Annotated in this window: 28 protein-coding genes; 8 read left to right on the top strand and 20 right to left on the bottom strand. The window is 52.2% G+C overall.

Annotated features, from left to right (window positions below; genetic code table 11):
* From ACS18Q_RS05540 to ACS18Q_RS05470, 15 genes are all read right to left on the bottom strand, one after another.
* Complete coding sequence (locus ACS18Q_RS05540; RefSeq protein ID WP_004726314.1) at nucleotides 1-1,020, bottom strand: FliG C-terminal domain-containing protein; 1,020 nt, start codon at nucleotides 1,018-1,020, stop codon at nucleotides 1-3.
* A complete protein-coding gene (gene fliF, locus ACS18Q_RS05535; protein WP_154181014.1) occupies nucleotides 1,017-2,723 on the bottom strand; it encodes a flagellar basal-body MS-ring/collar protein FliF in 1,707 nt (568 codons plus the stop codon). The genes ACS18Q_RS05540 and fliF overlap by 4 nt, the downstream gene beginning before the upstream one ends.
* A 22-nt stretch (nucleotides 2,724-2,745) precedes the next feature.
* Nucleotides 2,746-3,096: a flagellar hook-basal body complex protein FliE gene (locus ACS18Q_RS05530; protein WP_014205308.1), complete on the bottom strand. Its 351-nt coding sequence runs from the start codon at nucleotides 3,094-3,096 to the stop codon at nucleotides 2,746-2,748.
* 29 nt (nucleotides 3,097-3,125) lie between these two features.
* On the bottom strand, nucleotides 3,126-3,959 hold the full coding sequence (locus ACS18Q_RS05525; protein ID WP_231623419.1) for an OmpA family protein: 834 nt from the start codon (nucleotides 3,957-3,959) through the stop codon (nucleotides 3,126-3,128).
* A gap of 5 nt (nucleotides 3,960-3,964) precedes the next feature.
* Nucleotides 3,965-4,855: a flagellin N-terminal helical domain-containing protein gene (locus ACS18Q_RS05520; RefSeq protein WP_004726318.1), complete on the bottom strand. Its 891-nt coding sequence runs from the start codon at nucleotides 4,853-4,855 to the stop codon at nucleotides 3,965-3,967.
* A gap of 14 nt (nucleotides 4,856-4,869) precedes the next feature.
* The gene (gene flgK / locus ACS18Q_RS05515; protein ID WP_004726319.1) at nucleotides 4,870-6,240 is read right to left on the bottom strand and encodes a flagellar hook-associated protein FlgK; all 1,371 of its coding nucleotides are present in this window, start codon (nucleotides 6,238-6,240) and stop codon (nucleotides 4,870-4,872) included.
* A 3-nt stretch (nucleotides 6,241-6,243) separates the two neighbouring features.
* Nucleotides 6,244-6,906 (bottom strand): rod-binding protein, encoded by a 663-nt coding sequence (locus tag ACS18Q_RS05510; protein WP_441257502.1) that lies wholly within the window; start codon nucleotides 6,904-6,906, stop codon nucleotides 6,244-6,246.
* Nucleotides 6,906-8,027 (bottom strand): flagellar basal body P-ring protein FlgI, encoded by a 1,122-nt coding sequence (locus ACS18Q_RS05505; protein ID WP_055466392.1) that lies wholly within the window; start codon nucleotides 8,025-8,027, stop codon nucleotides 6,906-6,908. Before ACS18Q_RS05505 ends, ACS18Q_RS05510 begins: the two co-directional genes overlap by 1 nt.
* Nucleotides 8,027-8,665, bottom strand: coding sequence for a flagellar basal body L-ring protein FlgH (gene flgH / locus ACS18Q_RS05500; protein ID WP_041942698.1), 639 nt, complete (start codon nucleotides 8,663-8,665; stop codon nucleotides 8,027-8,029). Before flgH ends, ACS18Q_RS05505 begins: the two co-directional genes overlap by 1 nt.
* A 74-nt stretch (nucleotides 8,666-8,739) precedes the next feature.
* Nucleotides 8,740-9,525, bottom strand: a complete 786-nt coding sequence (gene flgG, locus ACS18Q_RS05495; protein ID WP_004726324.1) for a flagellar basal-body rod protein FlgG — start codon at nucleotides 9,523-9,525, stop codon at nucleotides 8,740-8,742.
* Nucleotides 9,526-9,543: 18 nt separating this feature from the next.
* A complete protein-coding gene (locus ACS18Q_RS05490) occupies nucleotides 9,544-10,278 on the bottom strand; it encodes a flagellar basal body rod protein FlgF (protein WP_014205313.1) in 735 nt (244 codons plus the stop codon).
* A gap of 2 nt (nucleotides 10,279-10,280) precedes the next feature.
* Nucleotides 10,281-11,474, bottom strand: coding sequence for a flagellar hook protein FlgE (gene flgE / locus ACS18Q_RS05485; protein WP_004726326.1), 1,194 nt, complete (start codon nucleotides 11,472-11,474; stop codon nucleotides 10,281-10,283).
* Nucleotides 11,471-12,175 (bottom strand): flagellar hook capping FlgD N-terminal domain-containing protein, encoded by a 705-nt coding sequence (locus tag ACS18Q_RS05480; RefSeq protein WP_441257501.1) that lies wholly within the window; start codon nucleotides 12,173-12,175, stop codon nucleotides 11,471-11,473. Before ACS18Q_RS05480 ends, flgE begins: the two co-directional genes overlap by 4 nt.
* Complete coding sequence (gene flgC, locus ACS18Q_RS05475; RefSeq protein ID WP_004726329.1) at nucleotides 12,176-12,598, bottom strand: flagellar basal body rod protein FlgC; 423 nt, start codon at nucleotides 12,596-12,598, stop codon at nucleotides 12,176-12,178.
* Between the two features lie 17 nt (nucleotides 12,599-12,615).
* A complete protein-coding gene (locus tag ACS18Q_RS05470) occupies nucleotides 12,616-12,966 on the bottom strand; it encodes a flagellar basal body protein (RefSeq protein WP_038151279.1) in 351 nt (116 codons plus the stop codon).
* Between the two features lie 245 nt (nucleotides 12,967-13,211).
* Here ACS18Q_RS05470 and ACS18Q_RS05465 point away from each other — a divergent pair, with 245 nt between their 5' ends.
* From ACS18Q_RS05465 to flhB, 6 genes are read left to right on the top strand one after another with little or no spacing between them, the layout of a single operon-like run.
* Nucleotides 13,212-13,973: a FliM/FliN family flagellar motor C-terminal domain-containing protein gene (locus ACS18Q_RS05465; RefSeq protein WP_441257500.1), complete on the top strand. Its 762-nt coding sequence runs from the start codon at nucleotides 13,212-13,214 to the stop codon at nucleotides 13,971-13,973.
* Nucleotides 13,966-14,352, top strand: a complete 387-nt coding sequence (locus ACS18Q_RS05460; RefSeq protein WP_394624423.1) for a FliM/FliN family flagellar motor switch protein — start codon at nucleotides 13,966-13,968, stop codon at nucleotides 14,350-14,352. The genes ACS18Q_RS05465 and ACS18Q_RS05460 overlap by 8 nt, the downstream gene beginning before the upstream one ends.
* Nucleotides 14,345-15,094: a flagellar type III secretion system pore protein FliP gene (gene fliP, locus ACS18Q_RS05455; protein ID WP_004726333.1), complete on the top strand. Its 750-nt coding sequence runs from the start codon at nucleotides 14,345-14,347 to the stop codon at nucleotides 15,092-15,094. Before ACS18Q_RS05460 ends, fliP begins: the two co-directional genes overlap by 8 nt.
* Before the next feature lies 1 nt (nucleotide 15,095).
* The gene (locus tag ACS18Q_RS05450) at nucleotides 15,096-15,365 is read left to right on the top strand and encodes a flagellar biosynthetic protein FliQ (protein WP_004726334.1); all 270 of its coding nucleotides are present in this window, start codon (nucleotides 15,096-15,098) and stop codon (nucleotides 15,363-15,365) included.
* The gene (fliR, locus tag ACS18Q_RS05445; protein ID WP_004726335.1) at nucleotides 15,362-16,138 is read left to right on the top strand and encodes a flagellar biosynthetic protein FliR; all 777 of its coding nucleotides are present in this window, start codon (nucleotides 15,362-15,364) and stop codon (nucleotides 16,136-16,138) included. Before ACS18Q_RS05450 ends, fliR begins: the two co-directional genes overlap by 4 nt.
* On the top strand, nucleotides 16,135-17,253 hold the full coding sequence (gene flhB / locus ACS18Q_RS05440; RefSeq protein ID WP_275724216.1) for a flagellar biosynthesis protein FlhB: 1,119 nt from the start codon (nucleotides 16,135-16,137) through the stop codon (nucleotides 17,251-17,253). Before fliR ends, flhB begins: the two co-directional genes overlap by 4 nt.
* Before the next feature lie 222 nt (nucleotides 17,254-17,475).
* Here flhB and ACS18Q_RS05435 read toward each other — a convergent pair whose 3' ends face one another.
* Nucleotides 17,476-18,162: a hypothetical protein gene (locus tag ACS18Q_RS05435; RefSeq protein WP_441257499.1), complete on the bottom strand. Its 687-nt coding sequence runs from the start codon at nucleotides 18,160-18,162 to the stop codon at nucleotides 17,476-17,478.
* Complete coding sequence (parM, locus tag ACS18Q_RS05430) at nucleotides 18,155-19,204, bottom strand: plasmid segregation protein ParM domain-containing protein (RefSeq protein WP_014205321.1); 1,050 nt, start codon at nucleotides 19,202-19,204, stop codon at nucleotides 18,155-18,157. The genes ACS18Q_RS05435 and parM overlap by 8 nt, the downstream gene beginning before the upstream one ends.
* A 388-nt stretch (nucleotides 19,205-19,592) precedes the next feature.
* On the opposite strand from parM, the gene metR reads away from it, so the two are divergent.
* On the top strand, nucleotides 19,593-20,504 hold the full coding sequence (metR, locus tag ACS18Q_RS05425; RefSeq protein WP_004726339.1) for an HTH-type transcriptional regulator MetR: 912 nt from the start codon (nucleotides 19,593-19,595) through the stop codon (nucleotides 20,502-20,504).
* Between the two features lie 52 nt (nucleotides 20,505-20,556).
* Here the strand turns inward: metR and ACS18Q_RS05420 are convergent, their stop codons facing one another.
* The gene (locus tag ACS18Q_RS05420; protein WP_004726340.1) at nucleotides 20,557-20,757 is read right to left on the bottom strand and encodes a DUF4250 domain-containing protein; all 201 of its coding nucleotides are present in this window, start codon (nucleotides 20,755-20,757) and stop codon (nucleotides 20,557-20,559) included.
* Nucleotides 20,758-20,886: 129 nt separating this feature from the next.
* Entirely contained in the window at nucleotides 20,887-21,567 is a 681-nt protein-coding gene (locus tag ACS18Q_RS05415; protein WP_441257498.1) for a hypothetical protein, read from the bottom strand.
* A gap of 241 nt (nucleotides 21,568-21,808) precedes the next feature.
* On the opposite strand from ACS18Q_RS05415, the gene ACS18Q_RS05410 reads away from it, so the two are divergent.
* Complete coding sequence (locus ACS18Q_RS05410; RefSeq protein ID WP_441257497.1) at nucleotides 21,809-24,562, top strand: M16 family metallopeptidase; 2,754 nt, start codon at nucleotides 21,809-21,811, stop codon at nucleotides 24,560-24,562.
* Nucleotides 24,563-24,624: 62 nt separating this feature from the next.
* Here ACS18Q_RS05410 and ACS18Q_RS05405 read toward each other — a convergent pair whose 3' ends face one another.
* Nucleotides 24,625-24,813 carry a hypothetical protein gene (locus tag ACS18Q_RS05405; RefSeq protein ID WP_004726343.1) on the bottom strand — a complete coding sequence of 63 codons (189 nt, stop codon included), beginning with the start codon at nucleotides 24,811-24,813 and terminating at the stop codon, nucleotides 24,625-24,627.
* Between the last annotated feature and the right edge of the window lie 36 nt (nucleotides 24,814-24,849).

Genomic DNA, 24,849 nt, shown 5'->3' with positions numbered 1-24,849 from the left:
TTACGTCAAACGCAGTTCATTGGACAAACTGAGTTGAATCGTGCCCTCTTTTTGCAAGCGACGAACAATCTCCAGAATCTCTTTTCTGGCACCTTCCACTTGGCTGACTGGCACCGCGCCTGAGCGCTCAATGTTTTCGCGCAGTTGCGTCGCCAATCGGGTTGGCATGGTGCTGAAAATGACCTGACGGTTCTCATCCGGCAAGCCTTTCATCGCCATCGCCCATTGCTCGGTCGTCACCTCATTGTTGATGACATCGATGGTCTCCGAGCTTTGTGTAAACAGGGTGTAGAAATCAAACATCGCTTCTTGAATTTCCGTCGCGGTTTTTTCATCGCGCTCGGTCAGGTACGCAAAGATCGACGTTTTATCGCCTTGGAAGCGGTTGATAATGTCGGCCACCACTTTGGTCCCTTTGAGGGTTTGTGGCGCGCCATTGTTGTAATGATCTTTGCAGCGTTGAATCAAATCTTTCAGAGTTTCAGCGATGGCCGCGGTGAGCACCTGCGTTTTGGTGATTTGATAAATCAACTCGTTGCATTCATCAATGCTGTATTGCTCCAGCACCTTCGCCGTGTAATCGACCGGCAAATGGGCGATGAGCAGCGCTTGCATCATGATGTGCTCTTTGCGCAAATCGTCAGCCAAAATATCGGCCGGAATCCACACCAGTTGCTCCGCGTAAGAGCGAATTTCATCGCCGTAAATCTCAGAAACCAAGTCTTTTGCCAAGTTCCCGTTTAGGGTTTTTTCCAACACGTTGGTCAGGTATTGGCGCGTGCCGCCGATGATCCCGGAGTGTTTACGAAAATCATCAAAAAAGCCGATGATTGACTTCAAGGCGTCATCCGCTTTGATGTCTTTCATCTTGCTCATCGCATGGGCGAGCTTTTTGATCTCATCGTGAGAGAATCCTTTCAGAACTTCCGCACTGATGTCTTCCCCCAATGTAAGGATCAGCAAGGCGACCCCTTCAACATTTTGGTAGACGTTCAACGGTGGATTGGGAGTACTGTTCATGCGTTCATCCAAGTTCTTAGAATTTCGGTCACTCGTTGTGGATCATTCTGAGCAATGGTTTTGAGGTGCTGAATTTGGATTTCCAGCGGGCTGTCCGATTCCGGCAAGGTATCGTGCAGCGCTTTAATGCCAGCCGCATCCAACGACAACGTATCCAGCTCTTGCGGGCTGTGGTTTGGCAACGACGGCGCTTGACCCGCTTGGCTTGCCAACAGCGCTTCATCGCCCGCAGTGCCCATCGCACTCTCAGCCGACAGCTCGTTCAGCGCTTTCGCATCGCTGCTCTCGTCATTGTCTGGCTTGGTCAGGAACTGCGCCAACGGACGCAGCACCAACACAATCAGCAGCACCGACATCAAGACACCAAATCCATATTTCGCCGCTTGGAACACGCTTGGATCTTTATACCAAGCCAGCGGTTCGACTTCTTTCATCGCCGACACCACAAACGGGAAGCTGGAGACGTAGATCTGATCGCCGCGCACCGCGTCGTACCCGACTGCGTTTTGAATCACGTTGGTGATGCGCGCAAGGCTCTCATCCGACCAACCTTCTGACGTGGCACTGTGTTCATTGACGATGACGGAAATGGTCAGTTTCTCCAGCACACCTTGTTGATGCTGTACGTGCACCACGCGCCCGCCCACGGCGTATTCGCGTTTGGCTTCATTGCGCACATTGCGCGATTCCGGCGTCGTATTGGTGTCGCCATCGGTCACCGGTGGCGTATTACTCAACGCGCCCGGAATACCGAGTGCCATTGAACCTGAATTTTCGTCATTGAAGATGGTTTCTGAGCGCATCACTGGCGCGCCGTAACTCTCTTCCGTTTCCTGACGTTTCGAGAAATCAACTTTGGCAGCCACTTGAACACGGAAGTTCGCCGCGCCTAGAATCGGCGTCAGCATGTCCGACGCTTGGCTCACCAAACGAGTTTCCAGTGTGCGGCGAAAATCGTTTTGGCGATCGCCCGAATGGCTGATGTCGCCCATCGACCCATCTTTGGACAGCAATCTTCCGTATTGGTCAATCACACGGACGTTTTCCGGTTTCAAACCGATGATCGCACCAGACACCAAGTTCACAATCGATGTGACCTGCGCCGATTTAAGATCCATGCCGTCAATCAGTTGGACCATCACCGAAGCTTGCGCTTGTTCTTGGTCTTTGCGTTTGAACAGCGAGGTTTTCGGAATCGCCAAATGCACCCGGGCCAACGCAATGGACTCCATGGTGACGATACTGCGAGCCAGCTCGCCTTCTAAGGCATGGCGATAGCGCGCCGATTCCATGAACTGACTTTCGCCCAGCGCGCCTTTACTTTCCAAAGCATCAAAGCCGCTTGGCAATTGCTGTTTCAAGCCTTTCGCTGCCAGCATCATGCGCGTGGTGGCCACATCTTTGGCTGGCACCATGATCTGCCCGCTGTCTTTATTTAGCTCATATTTCAGGCCAGATTGATCGAGCAGTTGCAGCACTTGGCTGGAGTCATAGTTGGAAGAGTTACTGTAAAGCGGACGATAATCTTCTGACGATGCCCAAAGCATAATCACAATGATCGCGGCTGAGATCATTGAGAAAATGGTGATAATGACAACGTTGCGTTGAGAACTGCTCCAGAACGATTTCGCGTTCTCCAATGCAGCTTGCAACTTGCCAGAAGTGGCAGAGGTCACGATCGTCACCTCTTTTTCATTCGCCATATATTAATGCCTATATCTTGTTCTAAATTTGCATCTTTATGATGTCATTGAAGTTCGAAACCATCTTGTTCCGAACTTGCATCAACGCCGAAAACGATAGCTGCGCTTTCTGCGCGGCTACCGTGGCACCAATCAAATCATCGCTTTGGCCCAGCTCGACTGCCGTAATTTTGGCTTCTGCCAGTTTTTGGTGGGCGTCAACAGTATCAAAGATTTGCTTGAATGTGCTGCCGACACGCAGATCTGAGTCTTTTCCTACGTGGTTACCGGAAACCGCGTTCACCGACTCAAACGTCGGGTTGCTGATCACGCGGCTGCTGTTCAAACGCTCAAGCATCGCGTGCTCAAGCGGGCTGATTGCGGGGAATTCCATGGTTTATCTCCTGCTGAGTAAAGCGGTCATTAACGTCTGACCAATTCAATTTCAACGCGTCGGTTGGCCAATCGCCCCTCTTCGGTTGCATTGTTGGCCACCGGGTAGCGCCCGCCCTGCCCGCGAATTTCCATCATCTCGGTGGGCACACCCGCCATCATCATCCAATAGGCGACATCGTCCGCGCGGCGACGGGACACGCTCAGGTTCACCACCGTATCGCCATGACTGTCGCTGTGGCCGGTGATGCGCACGGTTTTGATTTTCGGATCAAACAACACCAATTCGCTGATGGCTTCCAATTGGCTGCGCTGGTTTTGGGTCAGCGCCAGAACGCCCGATTGGAAATTGAAGATGGTGGTCTTCGCTTGGCGATAACTGATCGGGGGCAATGCACTGGTACAGGTCTGAAATGCATCCAACGCCGGACGCATGTTCACGGTGGGAAAAGTGACGCTGTGAAAATCGTCACGCACCGTCAGCCACGCGCCAGCGACAATGTCGCGGTAGATAAAGTCTGCGCCTTGCGCCACGGTGATGAGCTTGGGCGTGCGCGTAAACTCATTCACCAAGGTTTCTTCGTAGTCGTGACTGCCCCATCGAGGCATCTCACTTTGCACAATCAGCCCCTGATTAAATGACGCAACGCTGCGCCCAGACAGCGACAGCGCGAGCGGCTTCCCGCCTGCGCTTTCAAACCGCACGTTGACGCCGGAATAACGGTCTTCCACCGTGAGTTCGCAGCCATCATCGGCTTTTTTGCCGTGCCACTGAATCTCGTCAAACGGCACCACGTAATCGGCTGCACCAACACAAAAGGCAGCACTCGACAGTGCTGCTATCACAAGAGAACGGGAGGTCATCGGCGTTACATTAAATCAAACAGCGTTGGGCTGTTCATGACCGTCATGAACGTGGACTGCGCCGCTTTAAGCGTCAGCATGCTTTGTTCCAGTCGCACCGAGGCTTCCACGTAATCCAGCTCTTGAATGCTGCTGTGCAGCGTGGTCGCGTAGTGTTCGGTGTCAATGCTATTTTGCAGCATACGATCCAGCGTGCTGTCGTTGGCGCCCAGCACGGCCACCGAGTTCATCACATCGCGCTGCGTGGACTGAGCCACATCAATCGCAGACGCTAATGTTTGGGTGTAATCACCGGTCGGATTTTTGATTTCCGCAATCGCGGCATCAATGGCATTGAAAAATTCACTGCTGCCCGCAAGCATGTCCTGCGCGGTCACGTTGTTGGCGATGGTGGTGTCGGCATCGACTTTGGTAAAACGCTGCTCATCGTTTCCTAAAAACGCATAAGGCGGCGTGGTTTCAATCGCTGGGGTGTTCACATCGGTGCCGGAGAACAGATACACGCCATCACTTTGCTTATTCAGCAGCGACAACGCTTCGTTTTTCAACGCTTCCAGTTCGGTGACGATGCCTGCCATCGCCTCTGGGTCGAGGGTGCTGTTTTGCGCTTGCAGCAGCAGATCCGATACGTCCATGGCCACGTCGTTGAAACTGGTCATGTAGGTTTCGTACTGCGCATACCCCGACTGCACACTGGCGATGTTTTTCTGGGATTGCAACGCGCTGGCGATGGTTTTCTCCAGCCCTTGTAACTTGTATGACGCAATCGGATCATCAGATAAATGATTGATTTTATTTCCGGTTGCGATCTGTTCGGCCACTTTGTTGATGCTGACATTGTTGTCCATCATCGCGCGGCTCATCATTGAATTGAACTGAGTATCAGTGACTCGCATAAAAATATTCCTGATTAAAACGAATTCAGAACGGTGTCGAACATTTGATTGGCGGTCGCAATCACTTTCATGTTGGCCGAATAGGCGTTCATGTACATCATCAGGTTGGCCGCTTCTTCATTGGAGCTGACCGCGCTGATGCTGTCGCGCGCCGATTGCGCTTCGGTCAAGCCGATCATCGCCGCTTTGTAATCGCCTTGCGCTTTTTGCGACACCACGCCGACCGTGCCGAGCATTTGCGCGTACACGTCGTAGATGTTCACTTGTTCACCGTTGATATCGATCGGTTGATTGGCAAGCTTTGCCAGCTCGGTCGCAATGTCGGCATTGCCCACGCTGCCATTGGATGAAAACGCCAGCTCAGCCGCCGTGATGTTGGACACCGACAAGGTCGACGCCGGATTCGCTGGGTCGTAGGTAAAGAGCGGCTGACCCGGGTTGCCATTGAGATCAGTACCCGTCATCAGCAGCGCATTCACGGCATCGGCAAACCCAGCCGCCATATCATTAAGCTGCGCCATGATCGGCAGATACTGCTCATTTTTGAGTGTGTCGATCGCGCCCAGTTCGCCGCCTTTGGGATCTTTAAACGCAAACGACTCGCCATTAAAACGGACGGTGATCTCGGTGCTGTATTTGTCGCCTGAAGACGTATCAACGGACAATTGCGCCACATGCGAACCCACCACCAGCGGTTGGCCTGACTGCGTTGCCAGCTCAACGGTGCCATCTTGGTTGTAGAGCACGTTGATCCCCATCGATTGAGACACCAAGCTCAGCTCGGTATCGAGGGCGTCTTGATAGGCTGAAATGTCGTGCCCTTTGGCGCTCGCCAAACGGATCTGCTCATTGAGTGTCGCCACGTTTTGCAGTTGGCTGTTCACCTGCGTCAGTGTGGTCGATTGCTGCTGAATCGCGGTATTCAGATGGTTGGACAGTTGATTCATGGTGCCGTTGAAACGGGCACTCAAGCTCTTGGCGTTCGCCAGCACTTGGGTGCGATACACCAAAGATTCGGGGCTTAGCGTGGATTCTTCCAGCGCGGCAAAAAAGTCGTTCAGCCCTAAGCTGACGTTGAGGCCTTCCATCCCCAGCACGCTTTCGATGTTTTTCATGCCCGACATGAACGCCAGATGGTGTTGCAGCTCGGTGTTGGCTGAGCGCAGACGCTCGACCGCCGCTTGGTCTGACACGCGGCGAATGCTGGTCACCGACACGCCGCTGCCCGCACTGTTGGGGCCGGCATTGCCGTAAATCACCGCACTTTGATCCACCACTTTGCGGCTATAGCCTGCCGAGTTGATGTTGGCGGTGTTTTGCGCCGTCACATTCATGGCCACCTGGTTGGCCATGGCGCCGGATAAAGCAATATTGTACATACTCATGGGTTATACATTCCTCATGTGCTGGCCTGAGAGTTGTTGGTAGAGCATCTCTGCAAGGCCAAACGAGCGTTGCTGCGTGACCGACATCGCCAGTTGGTTATCTAACATGCTCTGAAACATCGAGTTTGAATTGTTGGACAGGGGGTTCTCTTCATCGCCCAGCGCTTCAGTTGCCGAGCGCATGCGTTTGAACAGCTCTTGAACAAACAGCGCTTCAAACTGACGCGACACTTCGCGCAGCGCGGCATCTTGGTCCGCGTCATACTTGATGGACGCCAATGCCTGCGGATCGAGATAGAACGCGTTGTTTTGGCCTGCCACCGATTGCCCCTCAAGGCGTGATGCCACCGCCGCCACATCGTCAAACGCTGCCAGTTGCTGCCACGCCATATCGGCTGTGGCGCCGGTTTCTAGTGAGACAGTGTTCGCTGCGGGAGTGTGGCTCGCGGAAGTGCTGATCGCGAAAGTGTCACTCGGCGCTGGCCGATGTGCCGCACTCACGTTCGACGCCGCCGTAGACGGCGTTAAGGCCAATGAATCAGAATGAAGCGGAACATAACATTGCTCCGCCACCCACTGTATCGGGTTGGATCGCACCGGCGCGTCAGTTAATTCTGGTTTCACCGCCGACTCGATACCAAAGATACGTAGAAAATCAGCAAACATCAGATCACCACCAAATTAGCATTGATGGCCCCCACTTCGTCCAGCGCCTGCAGAATCTGCATCAAGGTCATCGGCGAGGCGCCAATGTGGTTGATTGCATCCACGATATCCTGCAGTTGCGTGCCTTCCGGCCACACCATGGCGCCGTTGTTCACTTCCTCAATGTTGATGTTGGAGTCGGCAATCACGGTTGTCTGGCCTGGCGCATTGATCGAACCGCTGCTGTTGGGTTGTGACACCAGTTTGTTCTCTTGAATGCGAACGGTTAAACCGCCTTGCGACACAATCGCCTGCCCCACCGTCACGCCTTGGCTCATCACCACGGTGCCGGTTCTGGAGTTAAACACGATGCGTGGCGGCTCGGCGCCAATATCCACATCCAGCGTTTCAACCATCGACAAAAACATCGAGCGATCTTCACTGTCGAGCGGCGCAGCAATTTCTACCGTGCCTTTGTTGATCACTTTGGCCACGCCACGCCCAAACGTGCGGTTAATGGCTTTGGAAATATTGAGCGCGGTTTGGTAGTTCGGTCGCTTCAGTTGCAGCATCACCATCGGCTCTTCGTCGACGCCTTGGGTGAACGGCACTTCGACAGTTGCGCCGTTGGGAATGCGCGCCACGGTCGGCGTATTGTGTGTCACGCTGGAGCCGTCATTGGCGTCGATGCGAAATCCGCCCACCACCAAATGCCCTTGCGCCACCGCATAAACGTTGCCATCAATGCCGCGCAGCTCGGTGATCAGCAGCGTGCCGCCGCGTAAACTTTTGGCATCGCCGATTGACGCCACCGTCACATCCAGCGTTTGCCCCGGACCTTTGTGTGCATCCACTGTCGCCGTCACACTCACGGCCGCGACGTTTTTCAGTTTCGGCTTGCCGCTTTCTTGTAGCTGAACACCAAACTGCTGCACCATGTTGACGATCGATTGCTGGGTGAATTTCACCTGCGATTTATCACCGGTGCCATCCAGCCCGACCACGACGCCGTAGCCAATCAACTGGTTGTGGCGATCGCCATACACATCGGTGATGTGCGAAATCGGCACCGCCCAGCTCAGCGGGCTCACCGCCACGCACAACACGCCCAAAACCCAGGCAAAAAAACGTTGGTTTCGCATCAGAATGGCATCCATGGTGAATTGAAGAACTGGGTTAACCAGCCCGCCGTGTTGGTGTCGGCAAAGCTGCCACGGCCCGCGTAAGTAATGCGCGCGTCGGCAATGCGTTGGGACGACAGCGTGTTATCGGCGCTGATGTCACTGGCCCTGACGTTGCCCGTCAAACGAATGAATTCATCGCCCTGATTGAGCTTGAGCCATTTTTCGCCGCGCACTCGCAGCACGCCGTTGGGCAACACTTGATACACGGTCACGGTGATCGAACCACTCAGGCTATTGCCCTGTTTCGAGGCAGCGCTGCCAGCAAAATCGCGGTTGCCGCTGGCACTGGCGGACAGGTTGTCGAACACATGCGTGCCCAAGGTTGGCACATTGAGTGACGCGTTGGAGTTCTTGCCATATTTGGTGGTGGCGCTTTTGTCTGACTCGGTTTTTTCATTCAGCAATACGGTCAAAATATCGCCAACGCGATAGGCACGGCGATCCTGAAACAGCGTCATGGCAGCGTTGCCCGTGTAGAGGCTGCCTTTGCTCACGCGCGCCACGTCGTAGTTGATCTCCGGCGGCGCGAAATCCGCATCATCCGGACTGGGCGGCACGAAGTCAGAGGTGCGCCCCGCGCACCCCACCAACGTCATGCTCACCAGCGCCAGTACCACGTACCGCTGGTTAATTCGCCACCAAGCGCTCGCCATCACGTTCACGCTACGCATCATGTGTTATTGGCGATGTATTGCAGCATCTGGTCGGCGGCGCTGACCATTTTGGCACTCATCTCATACGCGCGCTGTGTGGAGATCATATCGACCATCTCTTCCACCACTTGTACGTTCGAGGTTTCCAGCGCGCCTTGTTTGATCACGCCCGCGCCATCGGTGCCAGCCACCAGTTCCATCGCTTCACCCGACGCTTCGGTTTCCGCCAGCAGGTTGGCACCTTTCGCCGTCAAACCCGATGGGTTCATGAACTTCACCAGCGTGATTTCACCCAATTGCTCTGGCTCGACTTGGCCTGAAACCACCGCCGACACTTGGCCGTCTTCGGTAATCGTCACCAACGTGGCGTTATCCGGCACGTTGATTTCTGGTTGCAGTAGGTAACCTTGCGTGTTGACGATGGCACCATCCGCGTTCAGATGAAACTGACCGTTGCGGGTATACAACACTTCCCCTTCCGGGCCTTCGATTTGGAAGAAACCGTCGCCGACGATCGCCAAATCAAACTGCTGGCTGGTGTTGTTGATGTTGCCCTGCGTGAACACTTTTTCCGTGCCCGCCACTCGCACACCATTGCCAAGCTGCACGCCCGTCGGGTGTATATTTAAATCGTTGGTACCCGTACCGGCTTGTTTTTCGACCGAATAGAACAAGTCTTCAAACACCACGCGATCGCGCTTAAAGCCAACGGTATTCACGTTGGCCAAGTTGTTGGAAATTGCCGTCATTTTGGCGTCCTGCGCCGCCATGCCGGTTTTGGAAATCATTAATGCGTTATGCATACGTCACATCTCACTGATTTAGGCTCTCAGCAGTTGATTGCCCATTTTTTCTATTTCACTGGCCGACGCCATGGCTTTCACCTGCATCTCATATTGGCGGGTCAGCGCCATCATGCTCACCAGCTCATCAAGGCTTGATACGTTACTGCCTTCTAGGTAGCCAGAACGCACCGCTACCTCGGGATCAAACGCCAACGTCTCACCCTGCTTTGGCACAAACAGGCCGGAGGTGTGCAGCGTCATGTCGGCATATTCCGGGTTGACGAGCTTGAGTAGGCCAATTTGCATTTCTGCGCCGCCCCCTGGCGGCGTGATGCTGATGGCACCATCGCTGGCGATGTTGATGGCCTGAAATTCCGGCACTTCAATCGGACCGTCTTCGCCCAGCACTTGGCGATCGCCCAGCAGCAACAAACCGTCACTGCTTAAACGAAAGTTGCCCGCGCGGCTGTAGAGTTCTTCTGGCTCGCCCGCTTGGCCTGCCACGGAAAAGAAACCGCGCCCGGGGATCTGTACATCCAGATCGCGCCCAGTGCGCACTTCTGCGCCGGGGGTAAAGTTGGTGGACGCCGAATTGGTTCGCGTGGTGACCGAGGATTGAAATCCCGAGCCAGCCACCGCCATCGCATCGGAGTGTTCCATCAACGACTTGAAACCGACGGTGTTGGCATGTGCAAGGTTATTGGCGCGCACTTCCTGAGCCAACATGACTCGTTCCGCACCTTTCGCGGCCGTGAATAGAATCGGATTCATGATTAAACCGCGTTAAACAGCGACATCATCAATTGATCCGCTGTGGTAATGGTTTTGGTGTTCGCTTGATAGTTGCGCTGCGCGCTCATCAAATGCACCAGTTCAGACGTGAGGTCGACGTTTGAACCTTCCAGCACGCCCGAGGCCAATTCACCAAACTGGCCAGAGCCGGGAATGCCATACACCGGCTGACCAGAGCCGTAAGTCTGCGTCCAAGCGGTGTTGCTGGTTTGCATCAATTCTTGTGGCGCGTTGAAGTTCGCCAGCACCAGTTGCCCTTGCAACAGCGACTGACCGTTGCTGTAAGTGGCGTACACCATGCCGTTGGCTTCCACACGAATGTCGGTGAAACTGCCGGAGGTATAACCGTTTGGATTGTTCTTTGAGACGACAAAATCACTGCCGTATTGGCTCAGGTTCGTCATGTCAACGGTGATGTTCAGGGTATCGGCACCCGCTGCTGACGCGCTGATGGTGTACGCCGTTGCTGAGGTCAAGTTGCCCTTGGAGTCGAATGTCGCTGGCGTGGTCGTCAATGTGCTGGTATCGCCATCAACGATGGAGTGAATCTCCCACGTGTTGTCACCCGTTTTGACGAAGTACTGCGTCAAGGTGTGTTCGTTCCCTTTGGAATCGTAGACCGGTGTGGTGTACGAGTTGTTGTACGAATCCACATTCTTCGGGTCAAACGGATTCTCCTTGGTATCAATCGCATCCACACGGTCGTCGAGGTTGGCGGCGAAGTCGACTTTATTGGTCGCTTTCGCTTCTAGAGACGACATGTCCACCTTGAGCGGCCCCATGGAGCCTGCCAACAAGTTGTTGTTGCCATCCACGGTGTAGCCTTGCAGACTGCCGCCGGTATTGGAAATCACGTTGCCTTGTGAATCGAGGCCAAACACGCCCGAACGGGTGTAACTCAGTTGGCCGTTTTTATCTTGCACGACAAAAAAGCCTGAACCCGTCAGCGCCATGTCCAATGAGCGTCCAGTGGCCGACATGGAGCCGGTCGCTTCGAAGTTCTGGCTGATGCCCATCACCTGCACACCGCCAGCTTGCTGGCCGTTGTATACCGAACCAAATTCCGTGCGTGATTCTTTGAATCCAGTCGTGGATACGTTCGCAATGTTGTTCGAAATCGTATTCAGTTCCTGATTCGATGCATTTAAGCCACTCAGGGCGATGTTAAAACTCATACATCATTCTCTTGATTAGTCTCTTCGCTTTTCTTGCCAAAAGAGGAAATTTCATAAAATGGAATGTCACCGACACCATGAATGGTGAGCACACTCGCGCCGCCGGTTGAAGGCACCGTGACTTTCTGTACTGTGCCTTCCAACGTGATCGCTGGCGTGTAGTTCTGACCCTCATCAACCACCACGGTCATCTCGTATTTGCCTTTCAAGCCCAACTTGTCGGCATCAATCGAGAAATCCACGGTGCCTTCTGGCTGCGCGCCCAGCGGAATACGCGTGACATTGCCCGCTTCATCTACCAGCTCCAGCGTCACCGTGTTGGAGGATGACGTCAGCTCAATAGAGCCGTTGTAAATGCCCTCGCCATCGGCGTGCAGCGTATCGGTTCTGACAGACACGCTCTGCCCCACCAAGCCTGCCGTAGTCAGCACTTGCAAGTTGTCCATCATGATCGCGTTGTTGTTGAGGATCGACACCATGTTGTCCGTGCTTTGCACCTGCGCAAACTGCGCCAGTTGCGTGACGTATTGCGTGCCATCAGTGGGGTTCAACGGATCTTGGTTTTGCACCTGCGCCACCATTAAGGTGATGAATTCGTTGTATAAAGAGCTCGTACTGTTTGCATTGGTGGTGGTTTTGGTCGATGCAGACTGCACCGTCACACGCGTATCCACTCCCGCGACGACTGAAGTCGTTGCCATTTAGAGCTCCCAGATTCGCATCAATGACTGTTGCATTGATTTCACGTTATTGAGCACTTCCACGTTGGCTTCAAAGCTGCGTGTGGAAGACATCATGTCGGCCATTTCATTCACAACGTTGATGCCCGAGTGGTACACGTAACCTTCGTTGTTCGCCAAAGGGTGACCCGGTTCATAGCGACTTTCTGACATGCCCGACACTTCGATCACATCGGCGATGCGCACGGGCACCGAGCCGGATGCAGACTGCGCCGACAGCGAATTAAACACCGACGTAAACACCGGCTTGAGCGGCTTGTAGACATCATTCGGGTTCGACGCAACAGAATCTGCGTTGGCCAAGTTACTGGAGATCGTGTTGAGCCGAATCGTCTGAGCCATCATGGCCGACCCCGACGTTTCATAAATACCGTTAAACGACATAGCGCCTCTTCATTGATTTATTGCCCTTCGATAGCCCGTTTCAAGCCCGAAATTTTTGACTTCAGAAACTGCAAGCTCTGCTGGTATTCCATGTTGTTCTGCGCAAATCGGGCTTGTTCCGATTGCAGTTCCACGGTGTTCCCGTCTCGTGAACGTTGCACCGGAATGCGATACAACGATTCGGTTTGAATACCGATGGCGCTGGTCTCTTTCATCAAACCGGTCATCACGACGTTAAAGCTCACGTCTTTGGCTTTGTAATTGGGGGTATCGGCGTTGGCGATGTTCGAAGCCAGCACAGAGGTTCGCTCTGTTCTGAACTGCAGCATCATCGGATGCACACCCAAGGCCTCATCTAAATTAATCATGTTCTAAACCGTAACAATTGAATTTCAGAACCAATAATTAAAAAGTGTCGGACTGAAAATGGGTCAGCATTATAATTAATATCGATTAAACCAAATGTAAGAATAATCCGATCGGGACGAAAGATGAGGCGTATTGCGGGGTAAAAAATTTATCTTACAATATTCTGACTAATTAAAAATTGAACCCAAAATTCTCTTATGTATAATGCGCCGCCTTATTATATTTATGTGTTTTGGAACATCATATGAAACTAATTTCTATTGTGGAGATAGGCAATCATAAGAGCCTTTTAACGAAACGCGTAATCGATTTCATACAAGCGCAACAAATCCAGATTAAAACGCTTTTTGAGAAATCATTATCCATTAAAAACATAGAGTTAGAAGTTACAGAAGCTGAAAAATTGCCCGCATCGCTGTACACCTGTCACTTTTCAATCGGCGAACTTGGCACCCTCAGTGCCTCCTTATCATGCCGAGGCATCGATAATATTTTTTGCCGACATCTGAATATTCCTACATGGGTGTCAGACGATATTTTAAATTATGAAAAACTCACGTTTTCGCACGTTAATTTCTTTCATCGACAGGTCATAAGTCTTTTAGAGATCTTATTTCCAAAAATAAAAGTCGACCTATTAAAAAGCGAAACAACTCAGCAAACTTCCATTGACATTAATTTGTCTTTGGTTGCGAACGAATGTCAAGAAGAACTATACATCAGCTTTAGTAACGAGCTGCTGGATTATTTCTCGGATGGATTAAAGAAACAAAAAGATTTCAATGTTCACGACGTTCAACACCAGCTGAATGACATACCGTTTAACATTAACGTCGTCCTGATGAAAAGCGAACTTTCCATCAACGATGTCAATGCGATTGCGGTCGGCGACTTCATTGAATTGCAGAAATACGATCTGCTGGACGTGAATGTCGAAAACCAAACTCTGTTCAAAGGCCAACTGATTGTTGGCGAGAATGCTCAATTAGGAGTGAAGTATGCGTGATGATTTAGACGCTTTTGATGAACCGATGGATGACTTGGATCTGCTTAGTGATGATCTGGATTTTGACGGCCCAGCCATGGCCGATGAACTGTCTTCACTCCCCCAAGACACGGCGCTGCCTACGGGCAATAAGTCCAACATGGGGCTGATTCGTGATATTCCGGTCGAAGTCACGGTGGAGGTGTCTCGCCGCCGCTTACCACTCAAAGAGATCATGAGTATCGAACCGGCTTCGGTCATCATGCTCGACAAGCAAGAAGGTGAACCGGTCGATATCAAAATCAACGGTGTGTTGTTTGGCACCGGGAACATCATCATCCAAGACGGCAAATACGGTGTGCAGGTGCTGGCGCTGGTCAACAATGAACACCATGAATAAACGCTGGGCAGGATGGCTAGTCGCCATCCTCTTGGTCGGGCTACCGTCTTGGGCATCTGCGCAAGACATCAGCCTGTTCACAATTCACGATGCGTCGGGAACCAGTGAATACTCTGCCAAGCTGCAAATTTTAATCATGATGACGATGCTGAGTTTTGTGCCAGCATTCATCATCATGTGTACCTGTTTTACGCGTATTATCATTGTGTTATCGATTTTGCGCCAAGCACTCGGCTTGCAACAATCGCCCCCCAACCAAGTGTTGGTCGGCTTGGCCTTGGTCTTCACGCTGCTGATCATGCGCCCGGTGTGGACTGAAATTTACGCCGACGCGTACCAGCCATACATGCAAGAGAAGATCACCTTGAGCGAGGCCATCAGTACCGGGGCCAAGCCGCTGCATCACTACATGCTGGCGCAAACGCAGGTTCAGACGCTGGAGCAAGTGACCAAAATCGCGGGTGAATCACTGGCGGAAAATGACGATGACATTCCGTTTTTGATCCTGTTGCCGGCGTACGTGTTGAGTGAGCTGAAAATCGCCTTTCAAATTGGCTTTATGGTGTTTCTGCCGTTTCTGGTGATCGACCTGGTGGTGGCATCAGTGCTGATGTCGATGGGGATGATGATGCTGTCACCGCTGATCGTGTCACTGCCGTTTAAACTGCTGGTGTTTGTGGTGGTCGATGGCTGGGGCATGCTGGTGAGTAGCCTATCGCAAAGTTTTTGGATGGGAGGCTAAGATGACGCCCGAAATGTCCGTCACGCTGGTTGCTCATGCGTTGTGGGTGATCATCGCCATGGTGTCGGTGTTGATCGTGCCCAGCCTGCTGGTTGGCCTCATCGTCGCGGTGTTCCAAGCCGTGACGCAAATCAACGAACAAACGCTCAGTTTTCTGCCTCGTTTGCTGGTGACCATGGTGTCGATCATCGTGACGGGCCATTGGCTGTTGATGAAGCTGACCACGTTGTTTGAGACCATTTTTCACAGCGTTCCTAGCCTGTCCCAATGATGGATGTCACGTTCACGCAACTGACCGAATGGTTGGGCATTTTGTGGTGGCCTTTCGTTCGATTCAGCGGTTTCTTTTTGGTCGCGCCAGTGTTTGGCGACAGCAAAGTGCCGCTGATGACCAAAGTGCTGCTGGCCCTGTGCTTTTCGCTGCTGTGCGCGGGCATGGTGACGAACGTGCCAAGCTTTAATCCGTTCTCCCTGCAAGCGGTGCTGTTTGGCCTGTACCAATTCAGCTTCGGACTGATTTTTGGGCTTGCGGTGCAGATGTTCATCACCATTTTTACGCTCGCCGGGCAAGCGCTGTCGATGCAAATGGGCTTATCGATGGCGATGATGAACGACCCCAACAGCGGCTCCAGTGTCGCCATCACCGGGCAAATTTTCTCGCTCACCGCGATGCTGCTGTTTTTGTCGATGGATGGGCATTTGATTGTGCTGGATGTGTTTGTCGACAGTTTTACCCTGTGGCCCATGAATCAGCCCTACCCGTTTGAGAGCATCAAGCACCTGATTTCCCTATTCAGCTGGATGTTTTCATCCGCGCTGATCATTTCGATTCCGGCCATCATTACCATGCTGCTCAGTAACGTCACCTTTGGGTTTATGAGCCGCATTGCGCCGTCGCTCAACGTGTTTGTGCTCGGCTTCCCGATGACCATGTTTTTGGGGCTGTTCGCGTTGCTGATTTCGATTTATGGCATCGGCGACATCTTTTTCAATCTGCTCACCGAACTGCACGAGCACTTAAACATCATGTTGAGGATGTCATGAGTAGCGGCGATAAAACCGAACAGGCCAGTAGTCAGAAGCTGGATAAAGCCCGCAAACAGGGGCAGATTGCGCGCTCCAAAGAGTTCTCCAGCGCAATCATGTTGATGGTGTGTATCGGCTACTTTTATGCCAATGCCGATAGTTTGTCTGGTCACCTCATGCAGCTGTTTGAAGTGTCGTTTCGCTTTACGGCCGAATCGCAACGCGATCACGACCACATTCTGCATTTGATCACGCAAAGCTTGTATTTGATGATCAAAGTGTTTGCGCCCCTGATCATCTTTCAGTTCATCGCATCGGCGATTGCCACCTGCTTGCTGGGCGGTTTTCATTTCAACCTCAGCTTGCTGGCGCCGAAGTTTTCCAAAATTAACCCACTCAGCGGGATCAAACGCATCTTCTCGAAGCAGACACTGGTTGAGTTTCTTAAAAACGTAGCCAAGATCAGCCTGATTTTCGCGTTGCTGTATTACATGATCAGCACCAACTTTCACATGATCGGCAGCTTGGTGCGCGCGTCGTTTCAAACCACCATCCACTTCTCATTGCAGTATGTATTGGAATTGCTGGGCATGCTGATTTTGATTGCGATTCTGTTTGGCGTCATCGACATTCCGTACCAAAAAATGACGTTTGGCACACAGATGAAGATGACCAAACAGGAAGTCAAACAAGAGCACAAAGAGCAAGAAGGCCGCCCGGAAATCAAAAGCCGCATTCGTCAGATTCAGATGCAAAATGCGCGTCGCTCAGCCAGCCAAACGGTGCCAACTGCCGACGTGGTTTTGATGAACCCGACGCATTTTGCCGTGGCACTCAAGTACGATTTAACTAAAGCGGAAGCGCCGTTTGTGGTCGCCAAAGGCAAAAACGAGGTCGCCTTTTACATTCGCACACTCGCCGAACAACATCAGGTGGAGGTGTTGGTGGTGCCAGAAATCACCCGTTCGATTTATCACACCACACAATTGAACCAGATGATTCCCAACCAGTTGTTTCTCGCAGTGGCGCAGATTCTAAAATACGTGCAACAACTCAAATCGTGGAAAACCGGTCAACAAGGCAAACCAGCCAAACTGCCGGCCTTCGTGATCCCAGACAACTTGCGTTACTGAGCGTTTGACGTGAAAGGGTCGAATGGCATCGGCCCAGCAAAATGCCAGGGACATGACATAGAAAGCTACATAGAAAGCTGCGTAGAAAGCTGCGTAGAAAGTGCGAAGAAAACTGTGTAGAAAACTGCGGCGAAGAGCATTGCGAAGAAAATCCCCGCGACAGCGATAAAAGCCGACCAAAATAACCGATAAAAAAAACCAGCGATATCGCTGGTTTTTTCTTTAGAACACGCCTTTTTGGCGAATCTTTTGCACCCGCTCTAATCGAGCTTCTACCGGTTCAGCACTGGCATCATTGGAGCTTTCCTGCCCCACCACGGCGCCTTGTTTTAAGCTGCCGATCAACTGATGAATGAGCTGACTTTGTTTGACGATCAGGCGCTTGAGTTCCTGCACCTGCTCACCTTCTGCCGAGCTTGTCGGGGTGGTATGCGAGGTCAGCGTCTCTTCCAATCGCTGTACCTGAGCCAGCACGCTGGCCACGCCGTCGGACATCGCAGACGCATCCGATGGGGCTGCCTCGCTGAGCTGCGCTTGCACCGACGCGGCCACTTTATCCGCCAACGTTTGACACATCGCCTCATCCAGCCCCGCAGCCGACTGCGGTTCGATTTGATGCAACTTGAGCATATCGAGCAGGGACTGCGTGTTGATCGACTCTGTCGACAACGCCGATGCCAAGCTCATCGCCAATTCCGGTTTCAGGCTGTGCAGGTACAACCCGCTCAAATAGATGTGCTTGTGAATGTGCACCAGTTGATGCAACTCCATGGCTGCCGTGGCATCGGCAGCCAGTTCCTGACGCTTCTTCGACCAACCCAACATGGTGTTGAAGGCGAAGTTATCCGCGCTGGATTGTTTGGGATCCAGATAGAGAGCAAAAGAGACGCGCTTAAAGCGGTTACTCATCGCTCATCTCCTCGGCCAGCGGCAGATCGCTCATCTCGGTTTCCGGTTGGTCCGCATGATACAAGCAGATCTCCTGCGCCAGCGCTGACTGAGCATTTTCAATCAGAATCACACGCTCACCCAGTGACGGATACGCCGCACACACCGCCGGATAAATCAGTGACGCACCGCCCCCCACCAAGTAGATGCGATTCGGGTTTTTGGCGAATTTCTTCGCTTCAGTCACGACTTGCTTGCCCAGCTCGTGGATCTTGGCTTCCATTTTTTCGCGCACCATGTCGATTTGCGCTTCGTCATTGATCACTTCCGACACAAATTCATCGTCATTGCGACGGCGGATCAATTCATTCGCCACCAAGTAGCTCGAATCGCTATCGGCGAACGCCAATGCTTTGCGCACAGTGTTGGTCACCATCGACACACCGATTTCATTGTTGCCGTAAACCGCCGAGACTTCGTCAAATTCACCCACCACGATGCCCATGTCCAAGGTGGTACCGCCAAGGTCAATCACCAGCGAGCGCGTGAATTCATTGCAGTTGGAGTTCACCAGCGTCGACAGCACCGCAGGCAAGCTTTCCGGCATCACCTCCACGTCCACAATGTCAAAGGTCTGGCCTTTGTTGAGGGTGATTTGGCGCATCAAATTGTGGCGCTTACGTGCGATGTTCTTTTCGTTCTTCTGGCAATCTTCAAATCGGTAATATTCGGTGATCGGCAAGGTCACCACCAACGCCACCGGGCAAGGTTCAATGCCGGTTTGCAGCAGCGCGTGATGGACAGCCAGCAGGTTCAAATCGTCGTATTGATAGTCGACGTGCGTGGTTTCCAACGCTTTATCCGACGTGGCATCGTAGGTGTACTTAAAGCCATCGATGGTGTAGTTGTAGACTTGTTTGTCCTTTCTTAAGGCCGCACTTTTCCAATCTTTGCGAAAGGAGTTGGGCGAGACTAGGCTCCTAATCTTACCGCCATCCAACCAGCTCACTTTGACGTTTGTGGAACCATCATCGACGGCGAATTTCATTAAAGCTTGAGTCATGTAAATCTAAACCTACTAAGAAAGATGATTAAAATAGAGCCGCGGATCATATCTCAGTCTGGGTCAGTCCCCTAACTTCCCTCACAACAATAAAAACAATACTATCAAAATAACCAATTGTTATTAATGAATAAATTATCTCTCAGTAACGGACTGACATCACGACCGGAATTGCCCTACAGCGAATGTACGCCGCGAAAAACGGCTTCGTCTCTTCGCCCTCGCAAATCCAACACCGCTCGCCGACTCGACGCGAAACGATCGACAGAACACCGGATCGACACTATTGCATTTTCAACAAATAGACGTCTAGATGTTTACAGCTCCAAAAAATCGGCGTAGTTTAAATAAAAATTCATGTTGATCTAGGGAAAGATGAGGAGAACTCATGATCGAGCTCAAACACTTACGCACGTTAGTTTCACTGCGCGACACCGGTTCGCTGACCGCCACCGCCACCGCATTGCACTTGACTCAGTCAGCACTCTCCCATCAGATCAAAGATTTAGAAGCGCGAATTGGCGGGCAACTGTTTTTGCGTAAAACCCGTCCGGTGCGTTTTACCTCGGAAGGTGAGATCTTGCTGAAACTGGCGGATGACATTTTGCCAAAGCTTGCCAAAGCAGAGAACGAACTGGCCAGCCTCAAAGAAGATGTGAATGGCCGCTTGCACATGGCCATTGAGTGCCACTCCTGTTTTCAATGGCTGATGCCTGCACTGCGGGAATATCAAATTTCCTGGCCAAGTGTGGCGCTGGATTTTTCTTCCGGGTTCGGCTTTGAGCCCCTACCGGCCTTGCTGGCAGGTGAGCTGGATTTGGTGATCACCTCCGACATTTTACCGCGCTCTGAAGTACACTATGAGCCGCTGTTCGATTTTGAGATGCGCCTGATCACCGCGACCAATCACCCCTTGGCCGAAAAAGCCGTGATTGCGCCGCAGGATTTGGCGGATCAAACCATGTTGAGTTATCCGGTGCAGAAACAGCGCCTCGATGTGGTCAAACACTTCCTGCAACCCGCAGGCGTTGAACCCGCAAAATGGAAACAAGCGGACAATACCTTGATGTTGGTGCAGATGGTGTCGGCGGGGCTCGGAGTGGCCGCACTGCCAAACTGGGCCATCAGTGAATTCTCCCGTCAGGGACTCATCACCAGCAAACCGTTGGGGAAAGGATTATGGCGCCGTCTGTTTGCGGCAACCCGCAACAGCGAAAAAGACAAACGTTACTTGCAAGCCTTCTTCGCCACAGCGCGCCAACAATGCAAAAGCCACCTCGATGGCATCAAGATGGCTTAAGCGTTGAATGAATAGAATGGGTTAATCAAATGACTGGGGTGAAGGCTTTCGTTTAGCGTTCAACCGCTTTGAACTGGTTGGTCAGCGGGTCATATCGGAAGCCCAGCCCGCTTAGCTTATCGACCACATTGTTCATGTCCATTTCGTAAGTGGTCACCAGCTCATCAAAGCTGTCGCATTCCAAACGCAATTTCTCGTTCACAATCCCCAGCAAAATGACACTGTCTAATTTACCGACGTTACTCAGATCCATCTTGGTACTCCTGTTTCGAAACGCTTTCTCTAAGCTTAGTTCGAAATTGGCCGTAGAACCGTGATTTTGCTCTAGGCAAAGAAAAACGGCGCAAGCGCCGTTTTATCAGGTAGGAAATCACCAAATGGCTTACATCAGATACAAGCCGTGAAACCCCGTGGCCGCCACCAGCATCAAGAGCTGCGCAACGGTCAATTGCACTTTACTCACCGGTTTCGACATCATGATGTGCCAGCTCCACACAATAATCCCGGTCACCATCAGCGCAAAGCTGATCAACAGCGGTTGTGTCAGGGTCGCCAGCACCTCAGCGTCCACGCGATACGCATACGGCACCACGCACAACGTGGTCAGCATGGCCGACAAAATGCCCACCACCGGCAAAATACGGTGAAACGCTTGCAGGCGCGTGCGCGCAATCGTCAGCAGCAGATGCGCAAACATTGCGCCCAACATCGCCACCATCGCTAAAATCGAGAGCGCTGCCGGCCAGCTTGGCGCTTCTCCCATCAAAATAGCGACATACGCGATCGACAAACCGTTGGCCAGATAAAGCACCCACAGCGGCCCTTCATCACGCGTCTTCTTGGTTTGCACCTGCGAATAGAAATAGAACACGGCGGCCACAATCATAAAGGCTTCGATTTTCACCGAAGCGACGGCCAGCCACAGCACTGCGATCGCAGGCAGCACTTTGTGAATCCGGCCACGTTGGCCCGGACAGATCTCCCCTTTCACCAAAACGAGGGTCAGGATGATTTGTGCGCCCAGCAACATCGGCGCAAACACGGAAAGTAATGAATACAGCATAAATCCAACAATCAATGGCGATTAAACTGGCGCGATGATAGCAAACTCCGCCCGCGCATGCCTAGAGTCGGTTGACGCGCGCGGTTGAATGTTCACAATTCATCATTTAAAAACACAAAATGATAACAAACACCGTGCATATTCTTGGGTCACACGCATTTTTCAATCAAATTGATTTTTGATGTTTAATAAATTCGCTGGATACGTATATAGTGACGCCAAAACAAGAACAGAGGTTGTTATGATATACCGTTATTTGGCAGGAATTTTTGCTCTATTATTAGTAGGTTGTGCTGCTCAGCCCACATCTACACCCTTCAAACCGAGTCAGGCTTGGGTCTCCCAAACCCTCGACAACGGGCTCACCTATCACTTGTATCCCGACCAAAACGAAGCGGTGTCGATCCGCTTGTACGTGCACGCGGGATCGTTTCAGGAAACGCTGCGCCAAGCCGGTTACGCACATTATGTGGAACACATGGCCTTCAACGGCAGCGTGCATTACGAACACAACGCCGTGATTGATATGGTGGCGAAAAGTGGTGGCCAGTTTGGCGCTGACCTCAACGCTTACACCAATTACTCGCAAACGGTGTATCAATTGGATTTGCCAGATAACCAGCACATGGACGATGCGCTGCTGTGGATGCGCGACATCGCCGATGGCTTGACGTTTGATCCACAAGAAGTGGAAAAAGAGAAAGGGGTGATTCTGGGCGAGTTTCGTTTTCGTCGTTCAGAGCCGGACATGCTGTATGAGCATTTCACTGAAGGCACCGATTACCTCACCTACGATCCACTCGGCAATCGCAGCAATGTGCAAATGGCGACCGCAGACGGGCTTCGTGAGTTCTACCAAACGTGGTATCAGCCACAACTGACGGAAGTGATCATCACCGGTAACATCACTTTGGAACAAGGCGAGCAATGGGTGCGTCAGTATTTCTCTGACTGGCAGAAAGGCACCACGCCGCGCCCAGCGCGCCCTGCGTTATCACAACAAAACACCAGCGATTTGATTTACACCGCATCACCGGGTGATTCGCCGCGCCTCTCCCTGTTTTACCCGCAGGGTGAAATCCGCATTGCGGATCATGAAGCATTGCTCAACTACCGTTTGAATGAGATCGCCACCCGTTTGATGGAACACCGCTTGCAGAACGCGTTTTACAACGCTGCACTGCCGACGCAAGACTTGGCGGCGTTCAGCTACAACACCGACGATCTGCGCTACACCGAATTGACCATTGCGTTTCCGGTCGAGCAGCGCGCGGCATCGCAATCGCTGTTTCTCAACACGCTGGCCTCGCTGCGTGATCACGGCACCACCCCGCAAGAGCTGGAGATGGTATTGCAAAGCTACCGTGACGATCTGGACAACTTCGATTGGTATCGTTCGCAACTAACGTCAAACACCTTGGCCGATGACCGCGTGTATGCCATCAGCTACGACGAAGTCTTGCCATCGGATTTGGAGTACAAAAAGGCACTGAAAGCCCTACTTTCCGCCGCCACGCTCACACGCGTCAATCAGCATCTCAACGCATTTCTACAAGTGGATCCGATGATTGAGCTCGTCGCCGCCGAGAGCGAAGATCTCAACGCGTTGCAGCGTTCAACCGACCATTTACGTCACACACTCAAGCAGCCGGGTATCAGCCAGCGCATCAGCCAAGTGGAAACACCATTTCTGCCACCCGCTGCGCCAGGGGACATCCTCCGGAGCCAAAGCTTTGATGACCAACCGGAATTAACCCAATGGACACTCTCCAACGGCGTTGAGGTTTATTACTTGCGCAGTGAGCATGCCGGTGACGACGTTTACCTTCACTACGGCAGCATCGGCGGCGCCGTGGCTCTGCCGCGTGCGCTTTATCCGGCGGGCCAATTGGCTGTGAATGTCGCCAGCCGCAGCGGTTTAGGCCAATTGTCTAATGTGCAACTCAACAACTACCTCAAAGAGAAAAACATCTACTTCGCGCCCTACATTAATCTCACCTCACACGGGGTGATGATGCGGGCCAATCAGAAGAATATGGAAGCGCTCTTTGCACTGCTGAATCAAATGACGCGTGACATTCGTGTCGATGACAACCAACTGGCTTCGATTCAATCTGAGACTCTGCAAGCGATTGATGAAGGCCAAGCGTCATCGGACGGTCAATTGGGTCAGGCGATCAACCACGCCACTTACCTCGAAGATTCGGTCCATTGGTTGTTTGATAAAGCTGACTACCAACAAGTCACGCGCGATCAGATTTATCAGGTGCATCACGAACTGTTTCAAAAGCAGCGCAATAACACGCTCGTGATTGTGGCCAACACATCGCCGCTGGGGCTACAAGCCTTGCTGCGCCAATACGTGGCCAATTTGGCCTTCGACAAGGGCAACACCCCTGATTTTCAGGTTGCCTATCGCCAGCCGATCCAACCTCGCATTGAACTGCCGGTCAACACCAAGCCAAACACGCAGTACTACATCCGCATCGTGGCGCCCATCAGCACACCGGATGCCAAAACCGTGTTTATGGATGATTTGTTAACGCGCATTGCCAACCACCGTTTGACGGCCGTGGTGCGTGAACATCAGAGCCTTGATTACTCACCGTTTGCGTTGGCATTGAACATGGACAGTGAACGCAGCGTGGATTGGATGTTGGGCGCGGTGGTTGAACCGGAAGATGCTCAAAAAGTGGAAGCGGCGTTTGATGAGGTGGTTAGCAGCATGGCGACCTCAATCAGCACTGAAGAAACGCAGGTGGTGGCGAAACAGTTGTTGACCGACCTCAACAACATGAAGAAGAACGCGTCGAGCATGGCTTGGTACATCAATCGCTACGTGATTCATCACTTTGGTCTGGAAGCGGCATTGAATATGGAAGCGACCCTGCGCAGCATCAGCGCAGACGACCTAACACAGCGCGCGCGCCAGATCTTTGGCGAATCATCCATGAAACAAAAGATCCTGATGACGCCAGTGCCAGAAACGCACTAAACGCAGAACGAGACGTCATAAAAAAGCGGTGTTAAACACCGCTTTTTTCGTTTTCATCTCCGTTAATAGCGTCCCATACCATGGAACATGCCACCAAAAATCGCCCCCAAGATCGTAAAAAGAACGCCGAGAATGATCATCGCAGGGATCGACGCAATGGCAAATTTGACCATAAAAATCACCATCGACATAAACGGCATTTTAATGTCGACTACCGTCACTTCTTGTTTGTTGTTATCCATATCAGACATCAGTTTCTCCTAGCACAACGTGAATTATTCTTTGCG

The sequence above is a fragment of the Vibrio sp. Vf1514 genome (assembly GCF_052076135.1).
GTDB lineage: Bacteria > Pseudomonadota > Gammaproteobacteria > Enterobacterales > Vibrionaceae > Vibrio > Vibrio furnissii.
This window is presented reverse-complemented; position numbering and strand designations above follow the sequence as displayed.

Bases quoted from the DNA above. Each gene is read 5' to 3' on its own strand.
- flhB (WP_275724216.1), top strand. From the start codon at position 16,135: ATGAGTAGCGGCGATAAAACCGAACAGGCCAGTAGTCAGAAGCTGGAT.
- ACS18Q_RS05410 (WP_441257497.1), top strand. From the start codon at position 21,809: ATGATATACCGTTATTTGGCAGGAATTTTTGCTCTATTATTAGTAGGT.
- ACS18Q_RS05450 (WP_004726334.1), top strand. From the start codon at position 15,096: ATGACGCCCGAAATGTCCGTCACGCTGGTTGCTCATGCGTTGTGGGTG.
- ACS18Q_RS05520 (WP_004726318.1), bottom strand. From the start codon at position 4,855: ATGCGAGTCACTGATACTCAGTTCAATTCAATGATGAGCCGCGCGATG.
- metR (WP_004726339.1), top strand. From the start codon at position 19,593: ATGATCGAGCTCAAACACTTACGCACGTTAGTTTCACTGCGCGACACC.
- flgE (WP_004726326.1), bottom strand. From the start codon at position 11,474: ATGAGTTTTAACATCGCCCTGAGTGGCTTAAATGCATCGAATCAGGAA.
- ACS18Q_RS05405 (WP_004726343.1), bottom strand. From the start codon at position 24,813: ATGTCTGATATGGATAACAACAAACAAGAAGTGACGGTAGTCGACATT.
- fliF (WP_154181014.1), bottom strand. From the start codon at position 2,723: ATGGCGAATGAAAAAGAGGTGACGATCGTGACCTCTGCCACTTCTGGC.
- ACS18Q_RS05470 (WP_038151279.1), bottom strand. From the start codon at position 12,966: ATGATTAATTTAGATGAGGCCTTGGGTGTGCATCCGATGATGCTGCAG.
- ACS18Q_RS05525 (WP_231623419.1), bottom strand. From the start codon at position 3,959: ATGACCTCCCGTTCTCTTGTGATAGCAGCACTGTCGAGTGCTGCCTTT.
- fliR (WP_004726335.1), top strand. From the start codon at position 15,362: ATGATGGATGTCACGTTCACGCAACTGACCGAATGGTTGGGCATTTTG.
- ACS18Q_RS05420 (WP_004726340.1), bottom strand. From the start codon at position 20,757: ATGGATCTGAGTAACGTCGGTAAATTAGACAGTGTCATTTTGCTGGGG.
- ACS18Q_RS05505 (WP_055466392.1), bottom strand. From the start codon at position 8,027: ATGCGAAACCAACGTTTTTTTGCCTGGGTTTTGGGCGTGTTGTGCGTG.
- flgH (WP_041942698.1), bottom strand. From the start codon at position 8,665: ATGACGTTGGTGGGGTGCGCGGGGCGCACCTCTGACTTCGTGCCGCCC.
- flgK (WP_004726319.1), bottom strand. From the start codon at position 6,240: ATGAGTATGTACAATATTGCTTTATCCGGCGCCATGGCCAACCAGGTG.
- ACS18Q_RS05480 (WP_441257501.1), bottom strand. From the start codon at position 12,175: ATGGCAACGACTTCAGTCGTCGCGGGAGTGGATACGCGTGTGACGGTG.
- ACS18Q_RS05415 (WP_441257498.1), bottom strand. From the start codon at position 21,567: ATGCTGTATTCATTACTTTCCGTGTTTGCGCCGATGTTGCTGGGCGCA.
- fliP (WP_004726333.1), top strand. From the start codon at position 14,345: ATGAATAAACGCTGGGCAGGATGGCTAGTCGCCATCCTCTTGGTCGGG.
- ACS18Q_RS05530 (WP_014205308.1), bottom strand. From the start codon at position 3,096: ATGGAATTCCCCGCAATCAGCCCGCTTGAGCACGCGATGCTTGAGCGT.
- ACS18Q_RS05465 (WP_441257500.1), top strand. From the start codon at position 13,212: ATGAAACTAATTTCTATTGTGGAGATAGGCAATCATAAGAGCCTTTTA.
- ACS18Q_RS05540 (WP_004726314.1), bottom strand. From the start codon at position 1,020: ATGAACAGTACTCCCAATCCACCGTTGAACGTCTACCAAAATGTTGAA.
- flgC (WP_004726329.1), bottom strand. From the start codon at position 12,598: ATGTCGTTTAACGGTATTTATGAAACGTCGGGGTCGGCCATGATGGCT.
- parM (WP_014205321.1), bottom strand. From the start codon at position 19,204: ATGACTCAAGCTTTAATGAAATTCGCCGTCGATGATGGTTCCACAAAC.
- ACS18Q_RS05460 (WP_394624423.1), top strand. From the start codon at position 13,966: ATGCGTGATGATTTAGACGCTTTTGATGAACCGATGGATGACTTGGAT.
- ACS18Q_RS05510 (WP_441257502.1), bottom strand. From the start codon at position 6,906: ATGTTTGCTGATTTTCTACGTATCTTTGGTATCGAGTCGGCGGTGAAA.
- ACS18Q_RS05435 (WP_441257499.1), bottom strand. From the start codon at position 18,162: ATGAGTAACCGCTTTAAGCGCGTCTCTTTTGCTCTCTATCTGGATCCC.
- ACS18Q_RS05490 (WP_014205313.1), bottom strand. From the start codon at position 10,278: ATGAATCCGATTCTATTCACGGCCGCGAAAGGTGCGGAACGAGTCATG.
- flgG (WP_004726324.1), bottom strand. From the start codon at position 9,525: ATGCATAACGCATTAATGATTTCCAAAACCGGCATGGCGGCGCAGGAC.